Raw genomic sequence first — 16,789 nt, 5'->3', positions numbered from 1 at the left:
CGCGAGGAACTGCGCGCTCAGCCCAACAAAACCCGCACGTAAAAGACCCCCCCTCAGGCCCCCAAACGGCCCGCCGCCCAGGCGAACAGAGGACCCGCCCCGGCCGCCGCCCAGGCCCCGTACCGTGGAGCGAGTGACCACACTCGTTCGAGGCCGCGGCTGGGCCAGAACACACCCCCTGGCCGTCGACGCGATCCTCGCCTCGGCCGCCCTCGTCTGCATGGTCGTCGGCTCCTTCGCCGAGCCGTACGGAGAGCACGGCCCCACCTGGGGCGCCCGCACCCCCGACGTGCCGAGCCTGCTCCTGATGGCCTGCGGCGCCCTCGCACTGGTCTTCCGCCGCCGCGCCCCCTGGTCCGTGCTCGCCGCGACCTGCGCCGCCTCCATCGTCGAGCTGCTCACCGGCGAACCCCGCGCCCCCGTCGTGATGTGCGCCGTCATCGCGCTGTTCACCGTCGCCTCCACCACGGACCGCTCCACGACCTGGCGGATCGGTCTGGTCACCATGGCGGGACTGACCGGCGTCGCGATGCTGTCGGGACCGCTGCCCTGGTACGCCCAGGAGAACCTCGGCATCTTCGCCTGGACCGGCATGGCCGCCGCCGCGGGCGACGCCGTCCGCAGCCGCCGCGCCTTCGTGGACGCCATAAGGGAGCGCGCCGAGCGGGCGGAACGCACCCGCGAGGAGGAGGCAAGGCGCCGCGTCGCCGAGGAGCGGCTGCGCATCGCCCGCGACCTGCACGACGTGGTCGCCCACCACATCGCCCTGGTCAACGTGCAGGCCGGGGTCGCCGCGCACGTCATGGACAAGCGGCCCGACCAGGCCAAGGAAGCCCTCTCGCACGTGCGCGACGCCAGCCGCTCCGCGCTGAACGAACTGCGCGCCACCGTCGGCCTGTTGCGGCAGACCGGCGACCCCGAGGCGCCCACCGAACCCGCCCCGGGCCTGCACCGGCTCGACGAGCTCGTCGACACCTTCCGCAACGCGGGCCTGCCGGTGGAGGTGGCCCTCGGCCAGGTCGGCCTCGACCTCGCGGCCGCCGTCGACCTCGCCGCGTTCCGCATCATCCAGGAGGCGCTGACCAACGTGCAGAAGCACGCGGGACAGGAGGCCAGGGCCGAGGTGAGCGTCGTACGGGTGGGGCCGAACGTGGAGGTCACCGTCCTCGACGACGGCCCCGGCCACGCCCCGGACGACGGCCGGGACAGCGACGGCGGCGGCCACGGCCTGCTCGGCATGCGCGAACGCGTCACCGCCCTCGGCGGCAGCTGCACCGCGGGGCCCCGCTACGGCGGCGGCTTCCGCGTCCATGCGATCCTTCCCGTCACCACGGCAAAGGGAGGGACCGCGTGACGATCCGCGTACTGCTCGCCGACGACCAGGCGCTGCTGCGCAGCGCGTTCAAGGTGCTCGTCGACTCCGAGCCCGACATGGAGGTGGTCGGCGAGGCGTCCGACGGGGCGGAGGCGGTCGCGCTCGCCAGGTCCGAGCGGGCCGACGTGGTCCTGATGGACATCCGGATGCCCGGCACGGACGGCCTCGCCGCCACCCGCCTGATCAGCGCGGATCCCTCGCTGGCCCAGGTGCGGGTGGTCATGCTGACGACGTTCGAGGTCGACGAGTACGTGGTGCAGTCGCTGCGCGCGGGCGCCTCCGGCTTCCTCGGCAAGGGCGCGGAGCCCGACGAACTGCTCGGCGCCATCCGGGTCGCGGCGGCCGGCGACGCGCTGCTGTCCCCGGCGGCCACCAAGGGCCTGATCGCCAAGTTCCTCGCGCAGGGCGAGGGTTCGGACGGCGAGGGCACGGCCCGCGGCGAGCGGCTCGGCGCGCTCACCGGACGCGAGCGCGAGGTCCTCGTCCAGGTCGCGGGCGGACACTCGAACGACGAGATCGCCGAGCGCCTCGAGGTCAGCCCGCTCACCGTGAAGACCCACGTGAACCGCGCGATGGCCAAGCTCGGCGCCCGCGACCGGGCCCAACTCGTCGTCATCGCGTACGAATCGGGCCTGGTACGTCCACGGGTGGAGTGACGCCGCGGGCGGCGTACTGCGCCCGCAGTACGGGCGCCGGGAGAAATGGTCCTGCGAGGGACGCCAGGGGTCGGCGCGATGGCTGAGGGTGTGAGGGGCGCACGAAGCTTGCCGCGGGCACCCATGTCCCGGGCCCCTCTCGCGGCCCCGCGCGGCCTCGTACGCTCCCCCCGCGCACGCCACAGAGAGAGACCACCATGTCCTGGCTGTCCAGGTTCAGCCTTGCCCAACGGGCGCTCGTCGGGCTGATGTCGATCATCGCGATCGTCTTCGGCGCCATCGCGATACCGCAGCTCAAACAGCAGCTGCTGCCCTCCATCGAACTGCCGATGGTGTCCGTGCTGGCCCCCTACCAGGGCGCGTCCCCCGACGTGGTCGAGAAGCAGGTCGTCGAGCCGCTCGAGAACACCATCGACGCGGTCGACGGCATCACCGGCATCACCTCCACGGCGAGCGAGGGCAACGCCGTCCTCATGGCCCGGTTCGACTACGGCAGCGGCTCCAAGCAGCTCGTCGCCGACGTCCAGCAGGCCGTGAACCGCGCCCGCGCCGAACTCCCCGACGACGTCGACCCGCAGGTCGTCGCCGGCTCCACCGACGACATCCCCACCGTCGTCCTCTCCGCCACCTCCGACAAGGACCAGCAGGCCCTCGCCGACCAGCTGGACCGCACCGTCGTGCCGGCCCTGAAGGACATCGACGGCGTCGGCCAGGTCACCGTCGACGGCGTGCGCGACCTCCAGGTCAACGTCACCCCCGACGACGCGAAGCTGGCGAAGGCGGGCCTGACCCCGGCCGCGCTCGGCAAGGCGCTCCAGGCGGGTGGCGCCACGCTGCCCGCGGGCTCCTTCGACGAGGGCGGCAAGAACCGCACCGTGCAGGTCGGCGGCGGCTTCACCTCGCTGCGGCAGATCCAGGAGCTGCGCGTCGCGCCCGAGCCGAAGCCCGGCGCGCGGACGGGCAAGCCGGTGCGCCTGGGCGATGTCGCCACCGTCCGCCAGGAGCCGGCCGCGGCGACCTCCATCACCCGCACCGACGGCGAGCCCAGCCTCGCCGTCGCGGTCACCATGGACCACGACGGCAGCGCCGTCGCCATCTCCGACGCGGTCAAGGACAAGCTGCCCGGCCTGCGCGAGGACCTCGGCTCCGGCGCCGAGCTCACCGTCGCCAGCGACCAGGGCCCGGCCGTCGCCCAGTCCATCGAGGGCCTCACCACCGAGGGCGCGCTCGGCCTGGTCTTCGCCGTCGTGATCATCCTGGTCTTCCTCGCGTCGATCCGCTCGACGCTGGTCACCGCGGTCTCCATCCCGCTCTCGGTCGTGCTCGCCCTGATCGTGCTGTGGACCCGCGACCTGTCCCTGAACATGCTCACGCTGGGCGCGCTGACCATCGCGATCGGCCGGGTCGTCGACGACTCGATCGTCGTCCTGGAGAACATCAAGCGCCACCTCGGCTACGGCGAGGAGCGCGAGGAGGCCATCCTCAAGGCCGTGCGCGAGGTGGCGGGCGCCGTCACGTCGTCGACCCTCACCACGGTGGCGGTGTTCCTGCCCATCGGCCTGGTCGGCGGCATGGTCGGCGAGCTGTTCGGCTCGTTCTCGCTGACGATCACGGCGGCGCTGCTCGCCTCCCTGCTCGTCTCGCTGACGGTCGTGCCGGTCCTGTCGTACTGGTTCCTGCGCGCCCCCAAGTCGGTCCAGGGCGTCGACCCGGAGGAGGCCCGCCGCACGGCGGAGGAGAAGGAGAGCCGCAGCAGGCTCCAGCGGCTGTACGTGCCGGTCCTGCGCTTCGCGACGCGCCGCCGCCTCACCAGCCTCGGCATCGCGCTCGTCATCCTGGTCGGCACGTTCGGCATGGCGCCGCTCCTGAAGACGAACTTCTTCGACCAGGGCGAGCAGGAAGTCCTCACCATCAAGCAGGAGCTGAAGCCGGGCACCAGCCTGGCCGCCTCCGACGACGCGGCGAAGAAGATCGAGAAGATGCTCTCCGGCATCGACGAGGTCAAGGACTACCAGGTCACGGTCGGCTCCTCCGGCTTCATGGCCGCCTTCGGCGGTGGCACGGACACCAACCAGGCCTCGTACACCCTCACGCTCAAGGACAAGTCCTCCTACGAGGAGACCCAGGACCGCGTCGAGAAGGGGCTCGGCGAGCTCTCCGGGATCGGGCAGACCACCGTCTCCGCCGGTGACGGCTTCGGCAGCCAGGACCTGAGCGTCGTGGTCAAGGCCGCCGACGCGGACGTGCTGCGCACGGCATCGGAGCGGGTGCGCGACGAGGTCGCCACCCTCGACGACGTCACCGACGTGCAGAGCGACCTGTCGCAGAGCGTCCCGCGGATCTCGGTGCGGGCCAACGCCGCGGCGGCCGCCGCCGGATTCGACGACGCGACCCTCGGCCAGGCCGTCGCCCAGGCGGTGCGCGGCACCACCAGCGGCAAAGCCATCCTCGACGACACCGAGCGCGACGTCGTCGTCAAGTCGGCGAAGCCGGCCGAGACCCTCGGGCAGCTGAAGAAGCTGACGCTCGCCCCCGGCGTGCGGCTCGGCGCCATCGCCGACGTGAAGCTGGTGGACGGCCCCGTCTCCATGACCCGGATCGACGGCGCGCGGGCCGCGACCATCACGGCGAAGCCGACCGGCGACAACACCGGCGCGGTCGGCGCGGACCTGACCAAGAAGCTGGACGCGTTGAAGCTCCCGGACGGGGCCACCGCCTCGATCGGCGGCGTCTCCGCGGACCAGGACGAGGCCTTCGGGTCCCTGGGCCTGGCGATGCTGGCGGCGATCGCGATCGTCTTCATGCTCCTGGTCGCGACCTTCCGCTCCCTGGTGCAGCCGCTGATCCTGCTCGTCTCCATCCCGTTCGCGGCGACGGGCGCGATCGGCCTGCTGGTCGCCACGGACACCCCGATGGGCGTCCCGGCGATGATCGGCATGCTGATGCTCATCGGCATCGTGGTCACCAACGCCATCGTGCTGATCGACCTCATCAACCAGTACCGCAAGCAGGGCTACGGGACGATCGAGGCGGTCGTCGAGGGCGGCCGGCACCGGCTCCGCCCGATCCTCATGACGGCCCTGGCGACGATCTTCGCGCTGCTGCCGATGGCGCTGGGCGTCACGGGCGAGGGCGGCTTCATCGCCCAGCCGCTCGCGGTCGTGGTGATCGGCGGCCTGATCACGTCGACGCTGCTGACCCTCCTCCTCGTACCGACGCTGTACGCGATGGTGGAGCTCCGCAAGGAGCGCAGGCGCGCCAAGCGCGCGGCGAAGCGGGCGAAGAAGGACGGCAGCGGCCCGGCACCGGCCGCCGATTCCCCGGAGGCGGCGACGCTCTAGGGACGCGTCCACCGGGCCCGGCCGCCCGGCGAACAGCACGACGGGGTGCCCCTCGGTCCGAGGGGCACCCCGTCGGTGCGTCACGGCCTCCCGGCGGGAGGGCGCGGGCGGACTACGGCAGCGCCAGCATCCGCTCCAGGGCCAGCTTCGCGAACTGCTCGGTCTCGCGGTCGACCTCGATCCGGTTGACCAGGTTGCCCTCGGCCAGCGACTCCAGGGTCCACACCAGGTGCGGCAGGTCGATGCGGTTCATGGTCGAGCAGAAGCAGACCGTCTTGTCGAGGAAGACGATCTCCTTGTCCTCGGCGGCGAAACGGTTCGCCAGGCGGCGGACCAGGTTCAGCTCGGTGCCGATGGCCCACTTGGAGCCGGCCGGGGCCGCCTCCAGCGTCTTGATGATGTGCTCGGTCGAGCCCACGTGGTCGGCCGCGGCGACGACCTCGTGCTTGCACTCGGGGTGCACCAGGACGTTGACGCCGGGGATCCGGGCGCGCACATCCGCCACGGACTCCAGCGAGAAGCGGCCGTGCACCGAGCAGTGCCCGCGCCACAGGATCATCTTCGCGTCGCGCAGCTGCTCGACGGTCAGGCCGCCGTTCGGCTTGTGCGGGTTGTAGACGACGCAGTCGTCGAGCGAGAAGCCCATGTCGCGCACGGCGGTGTTGCGGCCCAGGTGCTGGTCGGGCAGGAACAGCACCTTCTCGCCCTGCTCGAAGGCCCACTCCAGGGCGCGCCGGGCATTGGACGACGTGCAGATCGTGCCGCCGTGCTTGCCGGTGAACGCCTTGATGTCGGCGGAGGAGTTCATGTACGAGACGGGCACGACCTGCTCGGCGATCCCGGCGTCGGTCAGCACGTCCCAGCACTCGGCGACCTGCTCGGCGGTGGCCATGTCGGCCATCGAGCAGCCGGCGGCCAGGTCCGGCAGGACGACCTTCTGGTCGTCCGTCGTCAGGATGTCGGCGGACTCGGCCATGAAGTGCACGCCGCAGAAGACGATGTACTCGGCGTCCGGCCGGGCGGCGGCGTCGCGCGCCAGCTTGAACGAGTCACCGGTGACGTCGGCGAACTGGATGACCTCGTCGCGCTGGTAGTGGTGCCCCAGCACGAAGACCTTCCCGCCGAGCTTCTCCTTGGCGGCGCGGGCGCGCTCCACCAGGTCCGGGTCGGAGGGGGAGGGCAGGTCCCCCGGGCACTCCACGCCGCGCTCGCTCCGCGGGTCGGCCTCGCGGCCGAGCAGCAGGAGGGCGAGCGGGGTGGGCTGAACATCGAGGTCCACGCGGTTCGCGGGGGACTGGGCGGTGGTCACGACACGCACCCTTTCTGATCTGTGTATGCGCGGCGGGAGCCGCTCCGGTGGAGCCGTGGCTGGCACCGGAAAGCCTTTTCGTCGAATTGACGTTATCTATCATAACCGCTTCACGTCACTTTGACGACGGCGATAGTGTCGATGTGACGCATTCGCCGCCCCCGGGCCCGGTGTCCCACCCGGCGCCATGTGCGAGCATGAAGGGGCAAGGACGTAAGCGCTCGGCCCGGAATGAATCCGCGGCCCCGCCGGTTGCAACCGTCGGCAAGCAGTCTCCGTACAACCCGGGAGAGAAGCAGATGTCCGTATCGGACGAGACCACCACCGTGAGCGACGGCATCCTCCTGTCGGACGCCGCCGCGGCCAAGGTGAAGGGCCTGCTGGAGCAGGAGGGCCGGGACGACCTGGCGCTGCGCGTCGCCGTTCAGCCCGGCGGCTGCTCGGGCCTGCGCTACCAGCTGTTCTTCGACGAGCGTTCGCTCGACGGCGACGTCGTGAAGGACTTCGACGGCGTCAAGGTCGTCACCGACCGGATGAGCGCTCCCTACCTGGGCGGCGCCTCCATCGACTTCGTGGACACCATCGAGAAGCAGGGCTTCACGATCGACAACCCGAACGCCACGGGCTCCTGCGCCTGCGGCGACTCCTTCAGCTGACGCTGCGGGTACCCACGCGCGAAGGCGGCGGCCCCCCGGATCTCCGGGGGGCCGCCGCCTCTGTGTGTGCCGGGCGTGGCGCGGGCCCGCGCTACTTCGCCCGGACCGTCCCGCCCCGGCCGTCCACGACCGTGCGGTCGCCGAGCGGCTTGTCGAGGGTGACGGTCTCCGAGAGCTTCTTGGCGACCTTCACGCACATGCCGCCCTTCTGGTGCGTCTCGGCGACGGTGACGGTCACGCGGTCGCCCCGCTCCTTCGCGGACGCGGCGTACTCACTGCACACGCCGCCCCAGAAGTGCACGGTCAGCGACGTCCCGTCGGCGCTGTAGGACTCCACGGCCGCCGAGCCGTGCCCGGAGTCCCCGTCGCCGGGCCGGTCCGAGGGCGTGGGCGAGCCGGAACCGCCGGGCGGCGTCAGGTACTTCGGGGCGACGGCCGGGTGCGTCACCGTGAAGGTGTCCCGCGCGCCGCTCGGCTTCACCTCGAACAGCCAGGACGGCACGAGGGTCTGCCGGCCGTCCACGAAGTGCGTCGCGAGGCCGAACGTGGCGCCGCTGACGGCGACCGGCCGCGGCTTCGGCGCCTCGGACGACGGCTCGCACGGCGCCTGCTTCCCGGCGCCCGTGCCGCCCTCGCCCTGCGTCGCGTCGTCGGCGTGCGGCACGGGGGTCGCGCACCCGGCGATGCCGCCCCGCCCGTCGGTGCGCGAGCCGTTCAGCTGGTCCAGGGCCTCCCGGGCGCCGATCACCGGGTACGTCGCCCCCTTGACCGGCTCCTTCAACTGGCCGCTCCCGCCGACCACTTCGCCGCCCGCGCCGACCTGGATCCCGGTCGACCAGCCGTACGTGGGCAGCCCGTCGACCTTCGGGTCGGCGTTCACCACCCGGACGGCGCCCATCAGCTGGCGGGCGTCGAGCTTGGCGTCGTCCTGGCCGAGCGCCTTGAGGACCGGGGCCGCGGCCTTCTTGGCGGCCTGCTCGTCCACCGCGTCCCCCGGCTCCCCGCCGGGCGCGGTCGAGGTGCCGGAACAGGGCTTGCCCCTGGGGCAGTCGTCGGTGCCCCCGGTGCCGTGCCGGGCGTAGGTCCAGGTGCCCGGCGCCTGCTTGTTCACCTGCAGCGTCGGCCCCGTGCCGTCCTTGTCCCCGCCCACCTTCCAGGCGCCGTCCCGCGACGTCGGCGTACCGCGCACGCCGAGCGCCGCGGCCAGGTCCGCCACCTCGTCCCGGGTGACCTCGCCCCGCGCGTGGTGCACGGCGGCCGACTCCGGGCCCCCGGGCAGCTTGCCGGTGGCGCGGTACACGGCGCCGCTCGGGTCGGGCTCGCCCGGGGCGATGCCGCCGGTGCCGCCCGGGGTCCCGTCACCGCTCTGCCGGTCGGCGGCCGGATAACCGTCCAGGGCGAGCGGCGGCGGATCGTCGCCGCCGTCGCCCGCCGGTGCCCCGTCGCTGCCGCCGCCACCGCCGGAAGCGGTCGCCGCGACGTACGCGCCACCGCCGCCGACCAGCAGCACGGTGGCCGCGACCGAGGCGACGGCCAGGCGGGCCCGCCGGCGCTGCGGCTCGGCCGCCTCATGATCGGATCGCTCGGTGCTCACCGCATCGCTCCTTCGACTGCACTGCTGTCCCTGACATCCCACAGGTGGGCTTCGTCGTATCCGACGTCCCCTTCACGGGGGACGGCGATGGGACGCGGCAGGGGAGCGCACGGTTCCCCGGACGCGCGCCAGGGCGCGGAATCAGCCGCCCTCAGTAGCCGTAATCGGGCATTTCGCCGATCAGGCGGGCGGAGGCGGACGGGACGGTGATCCCGTGGATCAGCGAGGGCGGCACGGGGGCGGCCGCGGCGACGGCCGGCACCGCCCAGTGCGGCACCATCCGGGCGCAGTCGCCCCGCAGGGTCTCCATGCTCTCCGGGAGCTCGGTGGTGGGCGCGCCGCGACGCGTCAGGACGACATCCTTCTGGATAAGGGTCATAACGGCACCGTATGCATCGGGCCACCCACGAAAAAAGCCCTACTATCGGGTAGTTTTGGCACTTCAGCGGCGGTGCCTCGACCCGGTAGCGTGAACTGTCAATCCCCGCCTCTCCTCCACAGGAGCATCCAGCCGTGCGTATTGCAGTCACCGGCTCCATCGCCACCGACCACCTGATGACCTTCCCCGGCCGCTTCGCCGACCAGCTGGTCGCGGATCAGTTGCACACGGTCTCCCTCTCTTTCCTCGTCGACGCCCTCGACGTGCGCCGCGGAGGCGTCGCCGCCAACATCTCCTTCGGCATGGGCCAGCTCGGCAGCCGGCCGGTCCTGGTCGGCGCCGCGGGCTCCGACTTCGGCGAGTACCGCGCCTGGCTCGACCGGCACGGCGTGGACACGGCCTCCGTGCGGATCTCCGAGACGCTGCATACCGCGCGGTTCGTCTGCACCACGGACGCCGACCACAACCAGATCGGCTCCTTCTACACGGGCGCGATGAGCGAGGCCCGCCTCATCGAGCTGAAGACGGTCGCCGACCGCGTGGGCGGTCTCGACCTCGTCCTGATCGGCGCCGACGACCCCGAGGCGATGCTCCGCCACACCGAGGAGTGCCGCTCCCGCGGGATCCCCTTCGCCGCCGACTTCTCCCAGCAGATCGCGCGCATGGAGGGCGAGGAGATCCGCACCCTCCTGGAGGGCGCCACCTACCTCTTCTCCAACGAGTACGAGAAGGGCCTGATCGAGTCCAAGACCGGCTGGACCGACGCCGAGATCCTCGCCAAGGTCGGCCACCGCGTGACGACGCTCGGCTCGCGCGGCGTGCGTATCGAGGCCACCGGACAGGACCCGATCGAGGTCGGCGTGCCGGAGGAGGAGGCGAAGGTCGAGCCGACCGGCGTCGGCGACGCCTTCCGCGCCGGCTTCCTGTCCGGCCTGGCCTGGGGCGTCTCCCACGAGCGCGCCGCGCAGGTCGGCTGCATGCTGGCCACGCTGGTCATCGAGACCGTCGGCACCCAGGAGTACGAGCTGCGCCGCAGCAACTTCCTGGACCGCTTCACCAAGGCCTACGGCCACGAGGCCGCCGCCGAGGTCCAGGCGCACCTGGCCTGATCACGAGCTCCGGCGGACCACATAAGCGGCGCCGTGGTCCGCCGGGCGCTCACCCACGTACTCCTGGCCGCGCATCTCGCACCAGGCCGGGATGTCCAGGCGCGCCGCCTCGTCGTCCGCGAGCACGGTCACCGTCCCGCCCACCGGCACGTCCCCGATCACCTTCGCGAGCTCGATGACGGGGATCGGGCACCGCTTGCCGAGCGCGTCGACGACCAGCGACGCGGACTCCTCGCGCGCCCCCGGCGCGACCGACGGCGCGCCGAGCCTGCGGCGCACCTCCGCCACGGCCCCCGGCAGCATGTCGAGGAACCGCTCCACCTCCGCCGCCTCCGTGCCCACCGGCAGCGACACCCGGACGTTCCCCTCGCTCAGCACCCCCATCGCCCGGAGCACATGGCTCGGCGTCAGCGTCGAGCTGGTGCACGAGGACCCGGACGACACGGAGAACCCGGCCCGGTCCAGCTCGTGCAGCAGTGTCTCCCCGTCGACATAGAGACAGGAGAAGGTGACCAGGTGCGGCAGCCTGCGCACCGGGTCGCCCACCACCTCCACGTCCGGCACCAGACCGGGCACCCGGGCCCGGATCCGCTCCGTCAGCTCCCGCAGCCGCGCGCCCTCCGCCGCCGCCTCGGCCCGCACCGCCCGCAGCGAGGCCGCCGCCGCGACGATCGCCGGGATGTTCTCGAACCCGGCGGCCCGCCCCGACTCCCGCTCGTCGGCGGGACCTTGCGGCGCGAACCGCACTCCCTTGCGCACCACGAGCAGGCCGACCCCGGCGGGCCCGCCCCACTTGTGCGCGCTGCCCGTCAGCAGCGACCACTCTCCGTCGACCGCCCCCCAGGGCAGCGACTGGGCCGCGTCGACCAGCAGCGGCACCCCCGCGGCCCGGCAGCGGGCGGCCACCTCGGCGACCGGCTGCTCGGTGCCGACCTCGTGGTTGGCCGACTGCAGACAGGCCAGCGCGGTGTCCTCGCGCAGCGCGGCGGCGAAGGCGTCCGGCGCCACCGCGCCGCCTCGGTCGACGGCCACCTCGGTCACCGCGCCGCCGCCCGCCGCGTGGGCCTCGGCCGAATGGAGCACCGACGAGTGTTCGACCGCCGACACGATCAGGTGGTCTCCGACACGCCGACGCGCGGCGAGCGCACCGGCCGTCCCGGAGTGCACGGCACGGGTGCCGGACGAGGTGAAGGAGAGCTCGTCGGGGCGGCAGCCCACCGCGTCGGCGGCCGCCTCGCGCGCGGCGTCGAGCAGCAGCCGGGCCCGCCGCCCCTCGCGGTAGAGCCGGGCCGGGTCGGCCCAGCCCTCGTCGAGCGAGGCGGTCAGGGCCTGCCGGGCGACGGGGTGCAGGGGAGCGGAGGAGGCGGCATCGAAGTAGGGCACGCGTCAACGCTATGACGTGATCGACCGGACCACCCCGAGGGGCCCGTCCCACGGGAGCGCCCCCCGTCGGGGGCGCGGGCGGCCGCGCGCCGGGCCACCGGACGCCCGCACCCGCAAACCCCCAGGTCCCCCCACCCCGGCGGCCCTCCCGACCCCCCGTCAGAAAGCGCCCGACGGCGCCCCGTCCCACCCTTCGGAGTGACCCGCGGCGCGTTAGGCACCCTCCCCGCGCGACCCCAAATAGCGTCCAGTAGGGTTTGGTCCGCATAAACATCCAAACCCCTGCCCGCAGCAGGGCGGCGACCGACCAGCGTGGAGGCCGCAGCCGACCGCGCGGGCGAGACTCTCGGGAAGGCGCTACGTGAGTCCCAACGGCTCCGACCGCTCGTCGCGGCGCCCGATGCGGCGGAAGCTGCCGCAGGTGCTGACTGCGGGCCTGATCCTGGCGACCGCCACCGGTTGCACATACAAGGATTTCCCCCGCCTTGGAATGCCCACCCCGGTAACGGAAGAGGCTCCGCGGATTCTCTCCCTCTGGCAGGGCTCGTGGGCGGCAGCGCTCGCCACGGGCGTGCTGGTCTGGGGCCTGATCCTGTGGAGCGTCATCTTCCACCGGCGCAGCCGCACCAAGGTGGAAGTACCGGCGCAGACGCGTTACAACATGCCCATCGAGGCGCTGTACACGGTGGTTCCGCTCATCATCGTGTCGGTTCTCTTCTACTTCACGGCACGTGACGAGTCCAAGCTCCTCAAGCTCGACGACAAGCCCGCCCACACGGTCAACGTGGTCGGCTTCCAGTGGAGCTGGGGCTTCAACTACGTCGAGAACGTCCCGGGCGGCGGCAAGGACAACGCCAAGACGTCCAAGGACCTGGAAGCGATCCCGGACAAGTTCCGCAAGGACTTCCCGGCGGACGCCAACGGTGTCTACGACGTCGGCACGCCCGGCCAGCGCAACCCCCAGAACGGCAACCCCGGGCCGACCCTCTGGCTCCCCAAGGGCGAGAAGGTCCGCTTCGTACTGACTTCGCGTGACGTCATCCACTCCTTCTGGGTGGTGCCGTTCCTGATGAAGCAGGACGTCATCCCGGGCCACACCAATGCCTTCGAGGTGACTCCGAACAAGGAGGGCACCTTCATGGGCAAGTGTGCCGAGCTCTGCGGCGTCGACCACTCCCGGATGCTCTTCAACGTCAAGGTCGTCTCTCCCGAGCGCTACCAGCAGCACCTCGAGGACCTGGCGAAGAAGAACCAGACCGGTTACATCCCGGCCGGCATCGAGCAGACGCCCCACGAGAAGAACCGGGAGACGAACAACCTGTGAGCATCCTCAACGAACCCCAGGGTGCCGCGGCAGCAGAAGACTCGTACGAGAACGAGCTGCCGGTCAGGCGCAAGCAGCCGGGAAACGTCGTCATCAAGTGGCTGACCACCACTGACCACAAGACGATCGGCACGCTGTATCTGGTCACGTCGTTCGCGTTCTTCTGCATCGGCGGCGTCATGGCGCTCTTCATGCGCGCCGAACTCGCCCGGCCCGGCACGCAGATCATGTCGAACGAGCAGTTCAACCAGGCGTTCACGATGCACGGCACGATCATGCTGCTGATGTTCGCGACGCCGCTGTTCGCCGGCTTCGCGAACTGGATCATGCCGCTGCAGATCGGCGCCCCCGACGTCGCCTTCCCGCGACTGAACATGTTCGCCTACTGGCTGTACCTGTTCGGCTCGCTGATCGCGGTGGGCGGCTTCCTCACCCCGCAGGGTGCGGCCGACTTCGGCTGGTTCGCCTACAGCCCGCTGTCGGACGCGGTCCGCTCGCCGGGCATCGGCGCCGACATGTGGATCATGGGTCTGGCCTTCTCCGGCTTCGGCACGATCCTCGGCTCGGTCAACTTCATCACCACGATCATCTGCATGCGCGCTCCGGGCATGACGATGTTCCGCATGCCGATCTTCGTCTGGAACGTCCTGCTGACGGCCGTTCTGGTCCTGCTGGCCTTCCCGGTCCTGGCCGCCGCGCTGTTCGCCCTGGAGGCGGACCGTAAATTCGGTGCCCATGTCTTCGACGCCGCCAATGGCGGGGCATTGCTCTGGCAACACCTCTTCTGGTTCTTCGGCCATCCAGAGGTGTACATCATCGCGTTGCCATTCTTCGGCATCATCTCCGAGGTCATCCCGGTCTTCTCCCGCAAGCCGATGTTCGGCTACATGGGTCTGATCGGCGCGACCATCGCGATCGCCGGCCTGTCCGTGACGGTGTGGGCGCACCACATGTACGTCACCGGCGGCGTGCTCCTACCGTTCTTCTCCTTCATGACGTTCCTCATCGCCGTACCAACCGGTGTGAAGTTCTTCAACTGGATCGGAACGATGTGGAAGGGGTCCTTGTCCTTCGAGACCCCGATGCTGTGGGCGGTCGGCTTCCTGATCACCTTCACCTTCGGTGGTCTGACGGGCGTCATCCTGGCCTCGCCGCCGATGGACTTCCACGTCTCGGACTCGTACTTCGTGGTCGCGCACTTCCACTACGTCGTCTTCGGCACCGTGGTCTTCGCGATGTTCTCCGGCTTCCACTTCTGGTGGCCGAAGTTCACCGGCAAGATGCTGGACGAGCGCCTCGGCAAGATCACCTTCTGGACGCTGTTCGTCGGCTTCCACGGCACGTTCCTGGTGCAGCACTGGCTGGGTGCCGAGGGCATGCCCCGCCGGTACGCGGACTACCTGCACGCCGACGGCTTCACCGCTCTGAACACGATCTCGACGATCTGTTCGTTCCTGCTCGGCCTGTCGATCCTGCCGTTCTTCTACAACATCTGGAAGACCGCCAAGTACGGCAAGAAGGTCGAGGTCGACGACCCGTGGGGCTACGGCCGCTCGCTCGAGTGGGCGACGTCCTGCCCGCCGCCGCGGCACAACTTCCTCACCCTGCCGCGCATCCGCTCGGAATCGCCGGCGTTCGACCTGCACCACCCTGAGATCGCGGCCCTCGACCACCTCGAGGAGCACGGTCACGGGTCCGCAGACAAGGCAGCGCTCGCGGGCGGCAAGGAGGCCGGCAAGTGAAGATCCAGGGCAAGATGTTCATCTGGCTGAGCGTCTTCGTCCTCGCCATGGCGATCGTCTATGGCGTGTGGTCGAAGGAGCCCGCCGGTACCACGGCGCTCTTCCTGGCCTTCGGCCTGTGCATCATGATCGGCTACTACCTGGCCTTCACGGCCCGGCGGGTCGACGCGTCGGCACAGGACAACAAGGAGGCCGACGTCGCGGACGAGGCCGGCGAGGTGGGCTTCTTCAGCCCGCACAGCTGGCAGCCGCTCTCGCTGGGCATCGGTGGCGCGCTCGCCTTCCTGGGCGTCGTCTTCGGCTGGTGGCTGCTGTACTTCTCGGCCCCGATCATCCTGATCGGCCTGTGGGGCTGGGTGTTCGAGTACTACCGCGGCGAGAACCAGACCCAGTGAGTCTGTAGCTCTGGCCGCACCCGAAGGGCCCGGATCCCCCGAAAGGAGGATTCGGGCCCTTCGGCATGCCGGACACGCCCCTCGGACGGGTCACTCGCCGCGCCGGACCTGACGAATCTTCATACCGTGTGTTCATGAGCCACTCACCGCGAATTCGCACGGTACTGAGCTGCACGATGCTGGTGGCCGCCCTCGGCGCGGGGACCACCGCCTGCGGCAGCTCCGACGGCCACCCGCTCTCGGCGAAGCCGTACGACGCGGCCGGCCAGATCGCCTTCAACGGCCCGGTGGGCAGTCAGAAGGCGGACCCGGACAAGCCCCTGGAGGTCACCGCCCAGGGCGAGGACGGGCGCATCACGGATGTGACGGCCACCGACGCGATGGGGCGGTACGTGGCGGGTGAGCTCGCCGCCGACGGCGCCCGCTGGCACAGCACCGCTCCGCTGGCGGCAGGCGCCCACTACACGGTCCGGGTCAGCACCGAGGACGAAGAGGGCTCGCCGGGCCGCAAGGTCATGACCTTCGACACGAACGTGCCCGAGAAGAAGAAGCGGCTGAAGGTCACCTTCGGCCCCGACGCGGGCACCTACGGCGTCGGGCAGCCCGTCACGGCCAAGCTCAGCTCCAAGGTGAAGAACAAGGAGGCCAGAGCCACCGTCGAGCGCGCCCTGAAGGTCCGCTCGGTGCCCGCCACGGAGGGCTCCTGGTACTGGGTGGACAGCAAGACGCTGCACTACCGCCCCAAGGAGTACTGGCCCGCGGGCGCCACCGTGAAGGTCTCCAGCAACCTGGAGGGCCTCAAGGTCACCGACAAGCTGTGGGGCGCCGAGGCCAAGCCGCTCAAGCTCACCATCGGCGACCGCGTGGAGGCCATCACGGACGCCTCCTCGCACTACATGACGGTCTACCGCAACGGCGAGGAGATCAACTCCATGCCGGTCACCACGGGCAAGCCGGGCTACTCCACGCGCAACGGCGTCAAGGTGGTGCTCGGCAAGGAGTACTCCGTACGCATGACCAGTGCGAGCATCGGGGCGTCGGACTTCTACGACAAGCAGGTCTACTACGCGACGCGCGTCACCGACTCCGGCGAGTACGTGCACGCCGCGCCCTGGTCGGTGGGATCGCAGGGCTACGCGAACACCAGCCACGGCTGCACCGGCATGAGCACCGGGGACGCCGCCTGGTTCTACGAGACCGTCCGCCAGGGCGACCTCGTGGAGGTCGTGAACAGCTACGGCGAGGACATGCCGACCTTCGGCAACGGCCTCGGCGACTGGAACATGAGTTGGAAGAAGTGGCGGGAGGGCAGCGAGTTGCTCTCCGGCACCAAGGAGGGCCCCGCGGTGGCCGACGCGGCCAGGCTGCGGCCGCGGGTCTAGCGGGCCCGCAGAGAGGCTCTCAGGGGCATACGAGAGGGGGGGGGCCCCCCCGGCCGGGGCCCCCCCGCGGGGGGAATGCCCCCCCCCCGGGGCCCCCCGCCCCCCCCCCCCCCCCCCCCCCCCCCCCCCCCCCCCCCCCCCCGG

13 protein-coding genes are annotated in these 16,789 nt (G+C 71.1%); 9 read left to right on the top strand and 4 right to left on the bottom strand.

The features are described 5' to 3' along the window. Nucleotides 1-133: 133 nt before the first annotated feature. The 3 genes from ACFYXE_RS12090 (at nucleotide 134) to ACFYXE_RS12080 (ending at nucleotide 5,372) form a co-directional block, all read left to right on the top strand. Entirely contained in the window at nucleotides 134-1,354 is a 1,221-nt protein-coding gene (locus ACFYXE_RS12090) for a histidine kinase (protein ID WP_361180743.1), read from the top strand. Further along, on the top strand, nucleotides 1,351-2,031 hold the full coding sequence (locus tag ACFYXE_RS12085) for a response regulator transcription factor (RefSeq protein WP_361180742.1): 681 nt from the start codon (nucleotides 1,351-1,353) through the stop codon (nucleotides 2,029-2,031). The genes ACFYXE_RS12090 and ACFYXE_RS12085 overlap by 4 nt, the downstream gene beginning before the upstream one ends. A 197-nt stretch (nucleotides 2,032-2,228) precedes the next feature. Beyond that, a complete protein-coding gene (locus tag ACFYXE_RS12080; RefSeq protein WP_389311607.1) occupies nucleotides 2,229-5,372 on the top strand; it encodes an efflux RND transporter permease subunit in 3,144 nt (1,047 codons plus the stop codon). A 112-nt stretch (nucleotides 5,373-5,484) separates the two neighbouring features. Here the strand turns inward: ACFYXE_RS12080 and nadA are convergent, their stop codons facing one another. Then, on the bottom strand, nucleotides 5,485-6,690 hold the full coding sequence (nadA, locus tag ACFYXE_RS12075) for a quinolinate synthase NadA (RefSeq protein ID WP_389311604.1): 1,206 nt from the start codon (nucleotides 6,688-6,690) through the stop codon (nucleotides 5,485-5,487). Between the two features lie 290 nt (nucleotides 6,691-6,980). Here nadA and ACFYXE_RS12070 point away from each other — a divergent pair, with 290 nt between their 5' ends. After that, a complete protein-coding gene (locus ACFYXE_RS12070) occupies nucleotides 6,981-7,337 on the top strand; it encodes an iron-sulfur cluster assembly accessory protein (protein WP_030933606.1) in 357 nt (118 codons plus the stop codon). 91 nt (nucleotides 7,338-7,428) lie between these two features. On the opposite strand, the gene ACFYXE_RS12065 is transcribed toward ACFYXE_RS12070, so the two are convergent. Next, nucleotides 7,429-8,931, bottom strand: a complete 1,503-nt coding sequence (locus ACFYXE_RS12065) for a hypothetical protein (protein ID WP_389311602.1) — start codon at nucleotides 8,929-8,931, stop codon at nucleotides 7,429-7,431. Nucleotides 8,932-9,082: 151 nt separating this feature from the next. Next, complete coding sequence (locus ACFYXE_RS12060) at nucleotides 9,083-9,310, bottom strand: hypothetical protein (protein ID WP_361181281.1); 228 nt, start codon at nucleotides 9,308-9,310, stop codon at nucleotides 9,083-9,085. 134 nt (nucleotides 9,311-9,444) lie between these two features. On the opposite strand from ACFYXE_RS12060, the gene ACFYXE_RS12055 reads away from it, so the two are divergent. Beyond that, nucleotides 9,445-10,419, top strand: a complete 975-nt coding sequence (locus ACFYXE_RS12055; RefSeq protein ID WP_389311600.1) for a carbohydrate kinase family protein — start codon at nucleotides 9,445-9,447, stop codon at nucleotides 10,417-10,419. Here the strand turns inward: ACFYXE_RS12055 and ACFYXE_RS12050 are convergent, their stop codons facing one another. After that, the gene (locus ACFYXE_RS12050; RefSeq protein ID WP_389311598.1) at nucleotides 10,420-11,802 is read right to left on the bottom strand and encodes a cysteine desulfurase/sulfurtransferase TusA family protein; all 1,383 of its coding nucleotides are present in this window, start codon (nucleotides 11,800-11,802) and stop codon (nucleotides 10,420-10,422) included. Between the two features lie 361 nt (nucleotides 11,803-12,163). Here ACFYXE_RS12050 and coxB point away from each other — a divergent pair, with 361 nt between their 5' ends. The 4 genes from coxB to ACFYXE_RS12030 all read left to right on the top strand — a co-directional run bounded on the left by coxB (nucleotide 12,164) and on the right by ACFYXE_RS12030 (nucleotide 16,645). Then, nucleotides 12,164-13,126: a cytochrome c oxidase subunit II gene (gene coxB, locus ACFYXE_RS12045; protein ID WP_361181280.1), complete on the top strand. Its 963-nt coding sequence runs from the start codon at nucleotides 12,164-12,166 to the stop codon at nucleotides 13,124-13,126. Further along, the gene (gene ctaD, locus ACFYXE_RS12040) at nucleotides 13,123-14,868 is read left to right on the top strand and encodes a cytochrome c oxidase subunit I (RefSeq protein ID WP_389311595.1); all 1,746 of its coding nucleotides are present in this window, start codon (nucleotides 13,123-13,125) and stop codon (nucleotides 14,866-14,868) included. The genes coxB and ctaD overlap by 4 nt, the downstream gene beginning before the upstream one ends. Further along, nucleotides 14,865-15,263: a cytochrome c oxidase subunit 4 gene (locus ACFYXE_RS12035; RefSeq protein ID WP_361181654.1), complete on the top strand. Its 399-nt coding sequence runs from the start codon at nucleotides 14,865-14,867 to the stop codon at nucleotides 15,261-15,263. Before ctaD ends, ACFYXE_RS12035 begins: the two co-directional genes overlap by 4 nt. A gap of 134 nt (nucleotides 15,264-15,397) precedes the next feature. Beyond that, nucleotides 15,398-16,645, top strand: a complete 1,248-nt coding sequence (locus ACFYXE_RS12030) for an Ig-like domain-containing protein (RefSeq protein ID WP_361181684.1) — start codon at nucleotides 15,398-15,400, stop codon at nucleotides 16,643-16,645. Nucleotides 16,646-16,789 lie beyond the last annotated feature (144 nt).

Origin of the sequence: Streptomyces sp. NPDC002564, from assembly GCF_042889645.1 — a bacterium.
Taxonomy (GTDB): Bacteria; Actinomycetota; Actinomycetes; order Streptomycetales; family Streptomycetaceae; genus Streptomyces.
Note: the sequence above shows the minus strand (reverse complement) of the source record. Positions and strands in the feature narration are given on the sequence as shown.